At 64.0% G+C, this 12,034-nt stretch carries 9 protein-coding genes; 6 read left to right on the plus strand and 3 right to left on the minus strand.

Annotated elements, in window-relative coordinates; all coding sequences use genetic code 11:
• Positions 1-83 precede the first annotated feature (83 nt).
• Positions 84-1,706, minus strand: coding sequence for an acyl-CoA synthetase (locus PP4_RS11560; RefSeq protein WP_016499359.1), 1,623 nt, complete (start codon positions 1,704-1,706; stop codon positions 84-86).
• A 194-nt stretch (positions 1,707-1,900) separates the two neighbouring features.
• Between PP4_RS11560 and PP4_RS11565 the strand changes: the two genes are divergently transcribed.
• The 6 genes from PP4_RS11565 (at position 1,901) to PP4_RS11590 (ending at position 8,202) form a co-directional block, all read left to right on the plus strand.
• Positions 1,901-3,307 (plus strand): sensor histidine kinase, encoded by a 1,407-nt coding sequence (locus PP4_RS11565; RefSeq protein WP_016499360.1) that lies wholly within the window; start codon positions 1,901-1,903, stop codon positions 3,305-3,307.
• Positions 3,308-3,315: 8 nt separating this feature from the next.
• Positions 3,316-3,948 carry a response regulator transcription factor gene (locus tag PP4_RS11570; RefSeq protein WP_041168009.1) on the plus strand — a complete coding sequence of 211 codons (633 nt, stop codon included), beginning with the start codon at positions 3,316-3,318 and terminating at the stop codon, positions 3,946-3,948.
• Positions 3,949-4,121: 173 nt separating this feature from the next.
• Positions 4,122-4,595 (plus strand): MarR family winged helix-turn-helix transcriptional regulator, encoded by a 474-nt coding sequence (locus tag PP4_RS11575; RefSeq protein ID WP_016499362.1) that lies wholly within the window; start codon positions 4,122-4,124, stop codon positions 4,593-4,595.
• A 30-nt stretch (positions 4,596-4,625) separates the two neighbouring features.
• Positions 4,626-5,819, plus strand: coding sequence for an HlyD family secretion protein (locus PP4_RS11580; RefSeq protein WP_016499363.1), 1,194 nt, complete (start codon positions 4,626-4,628; stop codon positions 5,817-5,819).
• The gene (locus tag PP4_RS11585; protein WP_016499364.1) at positions 5,816-7,351 is read left to right on the plus strand and encodes a DHA2 family efflux MFS transporter permease subunit; all 1,536 of its coding nucleotides are present in this window, start codon (positions 5,816-5,818) and stop codon (positions 7,349-7,351) included. The genes PP4_RS11580 and PP4_RS11585 overlap by 4 nt, the downstream gene beginning before the upstream one ends.
• 104 nt (positions 7,352-7,455) lie before the next feature.
• The gene (locus PP4_RS11590) at positions 7,456-8,202 is read left to right on the plus strand and encodes an SDR family oxidoreductase (RefSeq protein ID WP_016499365.1); all 747 of its coding nucleotides are present in this window, start codon (positions 7,456-7,458) and stop codon (positions 8,200-8,202) included.
• Positions 8,203-8,211: 9 nt separating this feature from the next.
• Here the strand turns inward: PP4_RS11590 and PP4_RS11595 are convergent, their stop codons facing one another.
• Positions 8,212-10,278 carry a hybrid sensor histidine kinase/response regulator gene (locus PP4_RS11595; RefSeq protein ID WP_016499366.1) on the minus strand — a complete coding sequence of 689 codons (2,067 nt, stop codon included), beginning with the start codon at positions 10,276-10,278 and terminating at the stop codon, positions 8,212-8,214.
• Between the two features lie 63 nt (positions 10,279-10,341).
• On the minus strand, positions 10,342-11,994 hold the full coding sequence (locus PP4_RS11600) for a PAS domain-containing sensor histidine kinase (RefSeq protein WP_016499367.1): 1,653 nt from the start codon (positions 11,992-11,994) through the stop codon (positions 10,342-10,344).
• Positions 11,995-12,034: the final 40 nt, after the last annotated feature.

Consider the following 12,034-nt stretch of genomic DNA (forward strand, 5'->3'; position numbering starts at 1 on the left):
AGCTCCCACAGGTACTTCACAGGGCTTGAGGCTTGCTGGGTCCCTGTGGGAGCTGGCTTGCCCGCGATGAGGCCGTTACGGCTTCAGAGGGCTTTGGCCCGGTCGCGCAGGACGTACTTCTGGATCTTGCCGGTGGAGGTCTTGGGCAACTCGCCAAACACCACGGTCTTCGGCACCTTGAAACCGGCCAGGTGCTCGCGGCACCAGCCGGTGATGTCGGCTTCGCGGGTGTCCTCCCGGCCTGGCTTCAGGGCAATGAACGCGCACGGGGTTTCTCCCCACTTTTCATCCGGGCGCGCCACCACGGCGGCTTCAAGCACTGCCGGGTGTTTGTACAGGGCGTCCTCGACTTCAATGGTGGAGATGTTCTCGCCACCGGAAATGATGATGTCCTTGAGGCGGTCCTTGATCTCGACATAGCCGTCGGCATGCCACACGGCCAGGTCACCGGTGTGGAACCAGCCGCCGCGGAACGCTTCGGCGGTGGCTTCGGGGTTTTTCAGGTAGCCCTTCATCACGGTGTTGCCGCGCATGAAGATCTCGCCCAGCGTGTTGCCATCGCGTGCCACCGGCTCCAGTGTCTGCGGGTCGGCCACCATCAACCCGTCCAGGGTCGGGTAGCGCACGCCCTGACGTGACTTGATTCGCGCACGCTCTTCCAGCGACAGTTCGTTCCACTCGTCATGCCAGGCACACACGGTCACCGGGCCATAGACTTCGGTCAGGCCGTAGGTGTGGGTGACGTGGATGCCCATCTCTTCCACGGCGCCAATGACCTTGGCCGGTGGTGCGGCGCCGGCGACCATGGCCTGTACCGGGTGCTCGATGGCGGCTTTGGCGGCCTCGGGCATGTTGACCAGGGCGTTGAGCACAATCGGGGCGCCGCACAGGTGGGTGACCCGGTGTTCGCGGATCAGGTTCAGGATCTTCTGCGGGTCGACCCGGCGCAGGAACACGTGCGTGCCGGCCAGGGCGGTGATGGTCCAGGGGTAGCACCAGCCGTTGCAGTGGAACATGGGCAATGTCCACAGGTACACCGGGCGGTGGCCCATGGCCCAGGTCATCTGGTTGCCCAGCGCGTTAAGGTAGGCGCCGCGGTGGTGGTAGACCACGCCCTTGGGGTTGCCGGTGGTGCCGGAGGTGTAGTTGAGCGAAATGGCCTGCCACTCGTCATCCGGCCATTCCCAGGCAAATTCCGGGTCGCCTTCGGCGAGCAGGGCTTCATAGTCCAGCGCGCTGACCGCACGGCCTTCGCCGTACTCCGGGTCATCCACATCCACCACCAGGGGCGGGTGTTCGAGCAACGCCAGGGCGGCCTCGATCACCGCATGGAACTCGCGGTCGGTAATCAGCACCTTGGCTTCACCATGCTGCAGCATGAAGGCGATGGCCTCGGCGTCCAGGCGCACGTTCAGGGTGTTGAGCACGGCGCCGGTCATGGGCACACCGAAGTGCGCTTCGAGCATCGCCGGGGTGTTGGGCAGCATCACCGCCACCGTGTCGCCACGCCCTATGCCACGGCCTGCAAGGGCGCTGGCCAGGCGTCTGCAGCGTTGGTAGGTTTCTTGCCAGTTGCGGCGGATGGCACCGTGGATCACCGCCGGGTAGTTGCCGTACACGGCGGCGGTGCGTTCGATGAAACTTAGCGGGGTGAGGGCGACATGGTTGACGGCAGCGGGCATCAGGCCCTGGGCATAGATCGACATGCGGTAATCCTGTAAGGGAGGCAGGCGCTGCTTGTGCGCTTGGCCCCCGATGGCTGATTGTTAGCTCTGTTCAGGGTGCAGGGAGGCGGACGGTGGGCCGCTCCCTCTGTCGCAGTTTTACGCGAGTCGCTATGGTAGTAGGAATATCGACTATAGCAATATAGTAAAACTACTATAACAACGAGCCGCCTACCTTGGACCAGACTGCTTACCCCTTGCTTGCCAAAGACCCACAACCCAGCCTTATGCTGGCAGCCGACGCCAAGCCACTGGCACTCAACGCGGCGCTGCAAGCGTGGATTGACGAAGGCCCGGCGCTGACCAGCTGGCTGCCGGCCAACTGTGCCGCCCTGGTGCGTGCGTGCTTGCGCCAGCACCGGGCGATTGCCGACGTCGAGGTGCAAGTGGGGGAGCGCACCGTGCTGTGGTCTTTCATTCCGGATGACCAAGGCCAGCAGGTGCTCGGGCGCTGTCGCGACGCCAGCGAAGAGCGCCGTGGTGCACGCGAGGCCAGCCGCGCCCGGCGCCTGTACCGGCTGATCATTGAAAACACCACCGACCTGATCTCCCGGCACAGCCCGGATGGCCGTTTCCTGGATGCCTCGCCTGCAGCGTTTCGCCTGCTCGGCCTGTGGCCCGAGCAATTGCGTGGCATAGCCGTGCACACCCTGCTGCACCCGCGTGAGCGCCGCCAGGTGCTGCGCCAGGCGGCCGCTGCCCTGGACCAGGATGGCTATCACACCATGACCTGCCGGGTGCGCCAGGCCTGTGGCGGCTATCGCTGGTTTGAAATTGCCAGCCGGGCCATCCGCGAAACCTACACCGGCTCGGTGGTGGAGGTGGTCAGCGTGTCCCGCGACATCACCTTGCGCATCGAAGCCCAGGAAAGCCTGGCGCACAGTGCACGGTTGGCCACCCTCGGCGAGCTGGCTTCAGGCATTGCCCACGAGATCAACCAGCCACTGGCGGCGGTGGTCAACTACGCCAACGCCAGCCAGCGTTACCTGCAGGGCCTGGAGGGTGATCCGCAGGCCCGCGAGCGGGTAGGGCAGGGCCTGCTGCGTATCCGCGAGCAGGCCACCCACGCCGCTGAAGTGATCCGCCGCCTGCGCGCCTTCCTGCGCAAAGGGCCACGGCGCCTGCAGGCGCTGGACGTGGCCGAAGTGGCCGGCGAAGCCATGCGGCTGTGCGCCTGGGAGGCCGCGCGCGACCAGGTGCTGGTCGAGCTGCGCGTGAGTGCGCAGCTGCCTTCGGTGTATGCCGACCGGGTATTGCTGGAACAGGTGCTGCTTAACCTGTTGCGCAATGCCATCGATGCCAACCGTGAGCTGCACGGCGACCAGCCGTCACGTATCCTGCTCGGCGCCGCGCGGGACGGCGATGGTGTGGTGGTAGAGGTGGCCGACCAGGGCCCGGGTGTAGCGCCCGAGCGCCTGGATGAAATCTTCACGCCGTTCACCACCAGCAAGGCCGACGGCCTGGGCCTGGGTTTAAGCATGAGCCGCAGCCTGATCGAAGGCTTTGGCGGCAGCCTGTGGGCGCGCGCGGGTGATAACGGCGGTTTGGTACTGTGCTGCCGGCTGGCAGTCAGCAGGGCGTAAAGGGGGCGGTGGTGCAAGCAAAAGTGTATGTGGTTGATGACGACCAGGGTATGCGCGACTCGACAGTCTGGCTGTTACAGTCGGTGGGCCTGCAAGCCTTGCCGTTCGCCAGCGGGCAAGCGTTTCTCGATGCCTGCGTCGACGATGGGCCCGCCTGTGTGCTGCTGGATGTGCGTATGCCGGGGCTGGGAGGGTTGGCCGTCCAGCAGGCGATGCGCGAGCGTGGCCTGGCGCTGCCGGTGATCTTCGTCAGCGGCCATGCCGATGTGCCGATCGTGGTGCGGGCATTCAAGGCTGGCGCCTGTGATTTCATCGAAAAGCCCTACAACGACCAGTTGCTGCTCGACAGCGTGCAGGCGGCGCTGGAGCACGCCGGGCGGGCGCGGCAGGGCGACCAGGCGCTGGCCTTGGTGCAAGTGCGCATCGATGGCCTGACGCCGCGTGAGCGCGACGTTTTCGTGCCGTTGGCCCAAGGGTTGAGCAACCGCGAGATTGCTGAGCAACTGGGCATCAGTGTGAAGACCGTCGACCTTTACCGCGGCCGGGTGATGAAGCGGCTGCAGGCGGGCAGCCTGGCAGAGCTGGTGGGCATGGCGATTGCCTGCGGGGCGGTTGAGGCGCTGGGCCTGCGGGCGCAATAACCGCCCTGGCACAAAACTGGGGCCGCTTCGCGCCCCATCGCAGCACAAGGCCGCTCCTACAAGGGCCGTACTTAAGGCACAAAGCATGAAATTTTCCATAGCTAGCTAATCAAAGCTTTGACATTCACTGCCTAGGCAGTAATATTTTCACACAATTGCCCGAGCAGCCTCCGATGGCCCACTTCTCCCCCGAAAACTTCCAGACCTGCGCCATCGGCATGCTGCTTGGCCGTGCGGCGATCCTGAAGGACCGCATTCTCGACTGGCACCTCGAATCAGAGGGCGTCACCGCCGCGCAGTTCAAGGTGCTGATCATCGTCACCCAGTACCAGGTGGATACCCCGGCCGAGCTGTGCCGCTACCTGGGCCTGGACAGCGGTTCGATGACCCGCATGCTGGACCGGCTAGAGCAGAAGGAGCTGATTGTGCGCAACCGCTGCGCCGACGACCGCCGCCTGGTGCGCCTGGCGCTCACCGCCGATGGCCAGCGCCTGGCCGACCGCCTCCCGGAAATTGGCGCTGCCGCCATGAACGAGTTGTGCGGTGTGCTGGCGCCCGATGAGCTCAAGGCCCTGGAAGGCCTGCTGGCCAAGGTCCTGCTCGGTGCTGGCGACCCGTTGACGATCCGCCGCTTTGGCGACCGTTGAACCCTGTCACGAATTATCCAAGGTATTGTCATGGCTACTCCCGCAGATACCCCGACTCCCTCCGCCGCGCCCGAGCCGTCGCGCAAGCGCAAGGCCTGGCTGCTTGGCCTGCTGCTGTTGCTGGTACTTGCCGGTGCATGCACCTGGGCCTGGTACAGCCTGGTGGGGCGCTGGCACGAAAGCACCGACGATGCCTACGTCAACGGCAACGTGGTGGAGATCACCCCGCTAGTCACCGGCACCGTCACCAGCATCGGTGCCGATGACGGCGACCTGGTCCATGCCGGCCAGGTGTTGCTGCAATTCGACCCGGCCGACAGCGAGGTGGCCCTGCAGTCTGCCGAAGCCAAGCTGGCACGCAGCGTGCGTCAGGTGCGCGGGCTGTACAGCAATGTCGACTCGCTCAAGGCCCAGCTGGAAACCCGCCAGGCCGAACTGCGCAAAGCCCAGCAGGACTTCAACCGGCGCAAGGTGCTGGCCGATAGCGGGGCGATTGCTGCAGAAGAGCTGTCCCACGCCCGCGATGACCTGAGTGTCGCCCAGGCCGCTGTCAACAGCGCACGTCAGCAGCTCAGCACCAGCAGCGCGCTGGTCGACGACACCGTGGTTTCCTCGCACCCCGAGGTCATGGCCGCCGCCGCCGACCTGCGCCAGGCTTACCTCGACCACGCTCGCACCACCCTGGTGGCACCGGTTACCGGTTACGTTGCCAAGCGTACTGTGCAACTGGGCCAGCGCCTGCAGCCAGGCACCGCGACCATGGCGGTGATCCCGCTGGACCAGGTGTGGATCGACGCCAACTTCAAGGAAACCCAGCTGCGTGAGATGCGCATCGGCCAGCCGGTGCAGATCAGCGCCGACCTCTACGGCAGCGAGGTCAAGTACAGCGGCACGGTCGACAGCCTTGGCGCCGGTACCGGCAGTGCCTTCGCCCTGTTGCCGGCACAGAACGCCACCGGCAACTGGATCAAGATTGTCCAGCGCGTCCCCGTGCGTATTCACCTGAGCCCCGATCAGCTCAAGGACCACCCACTGCGCATTGGCCTGTCCACCGTAGTAGAAGTCGACCTGCATGACCAAAGCGGCCCGGCCCTGGCCCAGCAGCCCCCACAGCAGGCCAGCTACACCACCCAGGTGTATGACCGTCAGTTGGTCGAGGCCGACAACCTGATCGCCCGGTTGATCCACGATAACAGCGCAACCGGCAAGACGGCCCAGCGATGAGCAACAACGCCGCTGCCCAGTTCACGCCGCCGAGCCTGCTGCTGACCACCATCGGGCTGTCGCTGGCGACGTTCATGCAGGTGCTCGACACCACCATCGCCAACGTGGCATTGCCGACCATTTCCGGCAACCTGGGGGTGAGTTACGAGCAGGGCACCTGGGTCATTACCTCGTTCGCGGTGAGCAATGCCATCGCCTTGCCGTTGACTGGCTGGCTCAGCCGGCGGTTTGGCGAAGTGAAACTGTTCATCTGGGCCACGTTGTTGTTCGTGCTGGCGTCGTTCCTGTGCGGTATCGCCCAGTCGATGCCCGAGCTGGTCGGTTTCCGCATATTGCAGGGCGTGGTCGCCGGGCCGTTGTACCCGATGACCCAGACCTTGCTGATTGCCGTCTACCCCCCGGCCAAGCGGGGGATGGCCCTGGCGCTGCTGGCGATGGTCACGGTGGTGGCGCCCATTGCCGGGCCGATCCTGGGGGGCTGGATCACCGACAGTTACAGCTGGCCGTGGATCTTCTTCATCAACGTGCCCATTGGCCTGTTTGCCGCCGCTGTGGTGCGCCAGCAGATGCGTGCCCGGCCTGTGATCACCAGCCGCCAGCCGATGGACTACATCGGCTTGCTGACGCTGATTGTCGGTGTCGGGGCGTTGCAGGTCGTGCTCGACAAAGGCAACGACCTGGACTGGTTCGAGTCGTCGTTCATCATTATCGGTAGCCTGATTTCGGTGGTGTTCCTGGCGGTGTTCGTGATTTGGGAACTGACCGACCGCCACCCGGTGGTCAACCTGCGCCTGTTCGTGCACCGCAACTTCCGCGTCGGCACCATCGTGCTGGTCGGCGGTTATGCGGGGTTCTTCGGTATCAACCTCATCCTGCCGCAATGGTTGCAGACGCAGATGGGCTACACCGCCACCTGGGCGGGCTTGGCGGTGGCGCCGATCGGCTTGCTGCCGGTGATCATGTCGCCGTTCGTGGGCAAGTACGCGCACCGCTTCGATTTGCGTGTGCTGGCGGGGCTGGCGTTCCTGGCGATCGGCACCAGTTGCTACATGCGTGCCGGGTTCACCAGCGAGGTGGACTTCCAGCATGTGGCCTTGGTGCAGCTGTTCATGGGCATTGGTGTGGCGTTGTTCTTCATGCCGACCTTGAGCATCCTGCTGTCCGACCTGCCGCCGCACCAGATTGCCGACGGTTCGGGGCTTGCGACCTTCCTGCGTACCTTGGGCGGGAGTTTTGCGGCGTCGTTGACGACGTGGATCTGGATTCGCCGGGCGGACCAGCATCATGCTTATCTGAGCGAAAACATCAGCCAGTTCGACCCGGCGACGCGGCATACGCTTGAGCAGTTGGGTGGGGCCAGCCCGCAGAGTTATGCGCAGCTGGAGCAGATACTCAACGGGCAGGCTTACATGATGTCAACAGTGGACTACTTCACCCTGATGACCTGGGTGTTTGCAGGGTTGATCCTGCTGGTGTGGTTCGCCAAGCCACCGTTCACTGCCAAGGCCGGGCCGGCATCGGCGGGGCATTGAGCTAAAACACACGGTCACGGTTGTGTGAGCTGACCTCGGTCATTCCCATCTGTAGCCTTTTCGCCTATTGTCGACCCTCCCTTTCCCAAGCGATTGGCATAATCATGGAGAACGTCATCGTCATCACCGGCGGCAGCCGCGGTATCGGTGCCGCCACGGCGCTGTTGGCGGCCCGCCAGGGCTACCGCGTCTGCATCAACTACCACGCCGACGACCAGGCCGCCGAAACCCTCCTCGGCCAGGTCCGCGCCCTGGGCGCCGAGGCTATCGCCGTGCGCGCCGACGTCAGCGTCGAGGATGAGATCATCCACCTGTTTCAGCGCGTCGACGAAGAGCTCGGCCCGGTCACCGCACTGGTCAACAACGCCGGCACCATCGGCCAGCAGAGTCGCGTCGAGGAAATGTCCGAGTTCCGCCTGCTGAAGATCATGAAAACCAACGTCGTCGGCCCCATGCTCTGCGCCAAGCACGCCTTGTTGCGCATGGCGCATCGGCATGGTGGGCACGGCGGGGCCATTGTCAACGTGTCATCGATGGCTGCGCGCCTGGGCTCGCCCAACGAATATGTCGACTATGCCGCCTCCAAGGGCGCGCTCGACACCTTCACCATCGGCCTGGCAAAAGAAGTGGCAGGCGAGGGCGTGCGGGTCAATGGCGTTCGGCCAGGCTACATCCACACAGGGTTCCATGCCTTGTCCGGCGACCCCGACCGGGTCAGCAAGCTTGAGCCCGGTTTGCCCATGGGGCGCGGCGGGCGCCCCGAGGAAGTGGCCGAAGCCATTCTCTGGCTGCTCTCGGACAAAGCGTCCTATTCCACCGGCAGTTTCATCGACCTGAGCGGCGGGCGCTGAGCGCGCCCGTCAATCCCCCAGCAGCTCGCGTACACGCTCGGCGAGTGCTTCCAGCTCGAACGGCTTGGTCAGCACCGAGGTACCCTGCAACAGCTGGCCGTCGCTGAGCGCCGCGCTCTCATCGTAACCGGTGATGAACAGCACCTTGAGGTCTGGGTAGCGCACACGGCAGCGCTCGGCCACCTGGCGGCCATTTAGGCCACCCGGCAGCCCGATATCGCTCAGCAGCAGGTCTGGCCGTTCGCCGCTTTGCAGGTGGGCGAGGGCGGTCGGGCCATTCTCGAAGGCGTCCACCCGATAGCCCAGCTCTTCCAGCACTTCGCCCACCACCAGGCGCAAGGCGGTCTGGTCTTCGATCAACAGAATGCGCTTCGCAGCCGCGCTGCTTCTTTGCAAAGGCGTGCGCTGCGGTTTGCCGGCAGGGGCCTTGGGTTGCTCGTCGTGGCGGGGTAGCAGCAGCTCGATGCGGGTGCCTTCGCCAAGCACCGACAGCACGCGTAATTGCCCACCCGACTGACGCACGAAGCCGTAAGTCATGGACAGACCCAGCCCGGTTCCCTGGCCCATCGGTTTGGTGGTGAAGAACGGGTCGACTGCGCGCTCGGCCACTTCAGCCGACATGCCCTTGCCGTTGTCGACGATACTCAGTCGCACATACTCGCCGCCTGGCAGCCCCCCTGCCAGGGCCTGCTCGTCGTCAAGCACCAGGTTATCGCCAATGATCTCGATCACACCACCCGCAGGCATGGCATCGCGGGCGTTGATGCAGATGTTGAGCAGGGCGCTTTCCAGTTGAGGCGGGTCGATGAAGGTCGGCCACAGCTGGCTGGCGAAGCGGCTGCTCAGGCTAATGGCAGGGCCGATGGTGCGCCGCAGAAGGTCCTCCATGCCGGCAACCAGCGTGGCCACTTGTGTGGAGCAGGGTTGCAGAGTCTGCTGGCGAGAGAACGCCAGCAGCCGGTGCACCAGCGAAGAGGCCCGCTGCGCCGAGCCGCTGGACAGCTCCAGCAAGGGTTCCAGGGCGTCGAAACGTGACTGGTCCAGGCGTTGGCGCATCAGTTCCTGGGCACCAAGGATGCCGCCCAGCAGATTATTGAAGTCGTGGGCAATGCCGCCACTGAGCTGGCCTACGGCCTCCATCTTCTGTGCCTGGCGCAGTGCTTCTTCGGCCTTGGCCAGGCGTTCCTGCTCTTGCACCCGTTCACTGATGTCATAAGCAAAAAGAAACGCGCCTTGTATCTCGCCTTTTGGGTCGCGCAAGGCGTTGAAGCGCAATTCGTAATGGCGCAGCATGGGAGGCTTGCCGAAGGTGCCAATTTCGATGAACTGCTCGCCAGCCAGGGCGCGCTGCCACATTGGCAGAATAGGTGTCTGGCCAGCGCCTCCGTCTTCGAACAGCCCGGGCAGGTAGTCGCCGATTTCCGGGGTCCTTCCGTACAGCAGGTGGAAGTCATGCTTGGCCTGGCGGTTCACAGCCAGCCAGCGCAGGCCCTTGTCCACCACATGCACATTGACCACGCTGTGATCGACCAATTCGGCAAACAAGCGTCGCTCCGCCAGTGCGGCATTCACCCGTTGTTCCAGCTCTTCGTTGAGGCGCTGCAGGGCCTGCTCTGCACGCCGGCGTTCGGTGACATCCTTGAACAGCACGGCTACCTGGCGTTTCTCTGCAGGCTCTACGCGAAACGTGGTCACCGAGAGCACATGGCCGGTGGCGACCAGCTCCTGCTCGAAGTGCAGCGGTTCGCCTGTGCGAAGCACAGCGCCATAGCGGGCCACCCAGTCATCGGCCTCATCAGGCACCATTTCGCGCAGTTTCTGCCCGGCCACGTCGGGGATGCCGGCGTGCTTGGCATAGGCGGCATTGGCCAGCACATGCACATAGTCACTCAGCGGGCCATGTGGGCCGTCAAAGAACTCGATGATGCAAAAGCCTTCGTCCATGGTGTCGAACAACGACCGGTAAAAGTCCTGATCCTGGTCTTGATAGCTGGCGAGCTGTGCTTCCAACAGCGCATTGCGCCGTTGCAGGGCTTCGACTTGTTGACGCAGTGTGAGCAGGTCGCGGGATGGCATGCCGACGTCCGACGAAAAAGGATGCGCAGACTTTAACGTGTTCACCCGCAGGCGGATAGGCGGTCAACGTTGTGCGGCAATTCCCAGCAGACGGTCAATTCGCTGGCCAAGGCTCTGCAGGTTGAACGGTTTGCACAGCACCTCGGTGCGCCTGTCCGGGCGGCTACTGATCGGGATGTCGGCAGTGTCATAGCCCGTAATCAGCAGAACAGGCGCTTTGGCCACAAGCGTTTGAAACGCTTCTGCCAGCTGATATCCGTCGATTCCCCCGGGCAGGCCGACATCCGTGATCAGCAAGTCCGGTGGTACGCCCGCATGCATAGCCTCAAGCGCGGGGCGGCCACGGTCGAAAGCCTGTACTTCATGGCCCAGGTCAGTCAGTACTTCGACAAGCACCAGGCGCATGGCTGGCTGGTCTTCCACCAGCATGATTCGCTGCACGCGGGGGGCAGAAAGCTCGATGCCGGTGGTGAGTGGCACAGGCTGGCTGCAGGCAGCAATGCTTGCCTCCAGGGGGAAGTACAGATGAACGCAGGTGCCTTCCCCGGGCACGCTTTCGATCTGCAACTGCCCGCCGGACTGTCGGACAAACCCATAGACCATGGACAACCCCAAGCCGGTACCTTGGCCGAGTGGCTTGGTGGTGAAGAAAGGCTCCAGGGCGCGCTGGCGTACCGTGCTGGACATACCCATGCCGGTATCGCCAACGCGAATGTGCAAGTAGCGCCCCGCAGGCAGGTCCAAGTGACCGGCCTCAGCCACGGTGAGGTCGCTGTTTGCACAAGCGATGCTGAGCGTACCGCCCAGGGGCATGGCATCACGGGCATTGATGCACAGGTTCAGCAGAGCATTTTCCAGCTGCTGCGGATCGACGTGGATTGACCATTGCCCGGGCAAAGTCTGGTCGTGAAAGTCAATGTGCTGGCCAATAGAGCTGACGATCAGGTCCTGCATGCCCGCTACCAGGCATTGCACATCAACCGGTTGCGGCACCAGCGTCTGCTGGCGCGAGAAGGCCAGCAGGCGCTTTACCAGCGCCGCAGCGCGCAAGGCAGTGCTGCGGCAGAGTTCGAGCATGCGGGCGGTGTCGGCATGGCGTTGTTGGTCCAGGCGCCGTTCGGCCATTTCCACTGCGCCGAGCAGGCTGCCCAGCAGGTTGTTGAAGTCGTGGGCAATGCCGCCGGTCAACTGACCGATCGCTTCCATTTTCTGCGACTGGCGCAGAGCCTCCTCGGCCTGGCGCAGGCGTTGCTGTTCGGCGATGCGCTCGGTGATGTCATAGGCAAACATGTATCCGCCCTGGATCCGCTGCTGAGCATCGCGCAACGGGTGGTAGCGGATTTCGTAATGGCGCGGCGCATCAGGCGGACCGAAGGTGACGGTATCGACGAACGCTTCGCCGGCCAGCACACGCGGCCAAACCGGGGCCAACCGGTTCATGACATCGGGCTGATTGGTCAGGAACTGCGGTACGTAATCGCCAATCTGCGGCAAGAAGCCGCGGTGGCGCTGGAAGGTTTCGCGAGCCGTTCGGTTGATGGCCACCAGACGCATCTTGCGGTCGGCGGCAAACACGTTGGCCAGGCTGTTGTCGAGCAGTTCACCGAGCAGCTTGTTGTGTGCATGGGCGCTGTCTTCGCGTTCTGCCAGGCATGCTTCCAGTTCTGCGACACGCGCCTGCAGTTGGGTAATCGATGGAAGCGAATCTGGCTGCATGACCCAAGCCCCATGAACGGATCGGGCAACTATAGTCGCC

Source organism: Pseudomonas putida NBRC 14164 (assembly GCF_000412675.1).
Taxonomy (GTDB): domain Bacteria; phylum Pseudomonadota; class Gammaproteobacteria; order Pseudomonadales; family Pseudomonadaceae; genus Aquipseudomonas; species Aquipseudomonas putida.